Consider the following 1,625-nt stretch of genomic DNA (forward strand, 5'->3'; position numbering starts at 1 on the left):
GTTAAATAACTTGATCCCGCTGGCAAACCCTGTGCCTGTATTGATCCGGGCATACCAGTCATTATTACTGTTGCGGTACAGAATATCTGCCAGACCATCGCCATTCAGTTCAACCGCCTGAATGTCTTTATATGAGCTGGTACTGCCTAAAGAGTAAAGCTCTGCAAAGGTGTCATTCCCTATTGAAACCAGGATTTTCCAGTAGTAACTGTTACGATAGCCCTGAGTGGTAATAGGGCCTGATGTCCCGCTCAGTGACTGTACCTGCGCCGCCTGCTGCTCCGCTTGTAATAACGCACTGGCTGCCGGGCCACCCACCATATTCACCGGATTCAACTGGCTCAGATTAACCGGGATAATGGGTGCTGATTCACTACGCTGTGTGACCGTACCACCACCGATGCGCTCAACCTGACCACCAAATCGATCTGCCAGACTTGAAGAGGCCCCTACATGGTTAACCTTAACCGCCATTGGGGTGGGTTCAATCCCTTTGGGAGCTTCACAGAAAGGCGGTCTTTCACAGGGTGGGTCAATATCGTCATAATAAGTACTCACTCGCACTTTAGCGAGGAAATCAGCGCGACCATCCCCATTAAAATCCATCGCCTGAAAAGTGTTGTCCTCTTTATCGTACGACATCATAGTCGCCGTTGAGCCACTCGGTGCCGACAGGTTAAACTTCAGCGCTTTTGCCTGACCACTGGCCAGACCCGTTTTAATACCTTTCTGATAAGACAGCTTGTTACCCACAAAATGCAACAGCTCCGGGTAACCATCTGCGTCTATGTCTAAAAAACGCGTATTGTCATCTGAGCTCGGCTTACTGATCCCCGTCAGTTGGGTAGTGGTGAAATTCATTGCTGACGTATGGCGCATCAGCTGCCAGTACTGGCTGCTGCCCTTCATATACAGGATGTCGTCTTTGCCATCCTTATCATAGTCAATGACTTTCCAGGTTTTGCGGAAGGTTTTCGTAGCAATATCATGAAAACGACGCTCACCCATTGAAATCCATAAACTGGTGCGCTTTATAGCGGCTGTTTCTGGAGTAGTCACGACCAATGTCTGACCCCAGACGAATGCTACCGCGCGTCTTCCAGTTAAATACAGTAGGTGACAAACAGCTGTTGTCCGACGAGCAGGCTTGCACTTTTTGCAGCGCACTTTGTGTAACGCCGGTGCCGATATAGCGGTACGTCAGCTTATACTTACGCAGCAGATTCCCTGAGTAATAGGAATCAATTTGCTTCAGGCGCTTGGTCAGGCCAACCTTGTTCCCTTTCAGATAAGAGACTTTGTTCTTATCTACACGGTCTTCCCAGGTAAAGCGGATTTCATTGCGGGTGCCGCCTGTACCATAGCCCGAATACTTCACCGCCGTCGGGTAATACTCCAGACTGCCGCTGACCTTAGTATAGTGGTAAGTATAGTAGTTACCCGAAGCATCCTGAACACGCTTCAGTGCCCAGGCAAATGCCTTACCCTGCTTTGAGTTAATCAACGCATCCGAGGTGCTGCTGTACTTACCATAGGTATATTTATTGCCTTTCACATCCGTTACCGTGAAGGCATACGGGCCTGTGCTGGTGCTGGAAGTATGGGCAATGATTTTCTGGCCACTG

The 1,625-nt window shown here is 49.3% G+C and carries 2 protein-coding genes; both read right to left on the reverse strand.

Features of this window, described 5'->3' with window-relative positions:
* The coding region (locus MHN31_RS24120) for a VCBS repeat-containing protein (protein ID WP_239445559.1) at positions 1 to 1,008 on the reverse strand (1,008 nt) is incomplete at its 3' end.
* Positions 1,001 to 1,625: hypothetical protein (locus MHN31_RS24125; RefSeq protein ID WP_239445560.1), on the reverse strand; the 625-nt coding region annotated here is incomplete at its 5' end. The genes MHN31_RS24125 and MHN31_RS24120, both read right to left, overlap by 8 nt.

The sequence above is a fragment of the Pseudoalteromonas sp. McH1-42 genome (genome assembly GCF_022347845.1).
Lineage (GTDB): Bacteria > Pseudomonadota > Gammaproteobacteria > Enterobacterales > Alteromonadaceae > Pseudoalteromonas > Pseudoalteromonas rubra_D.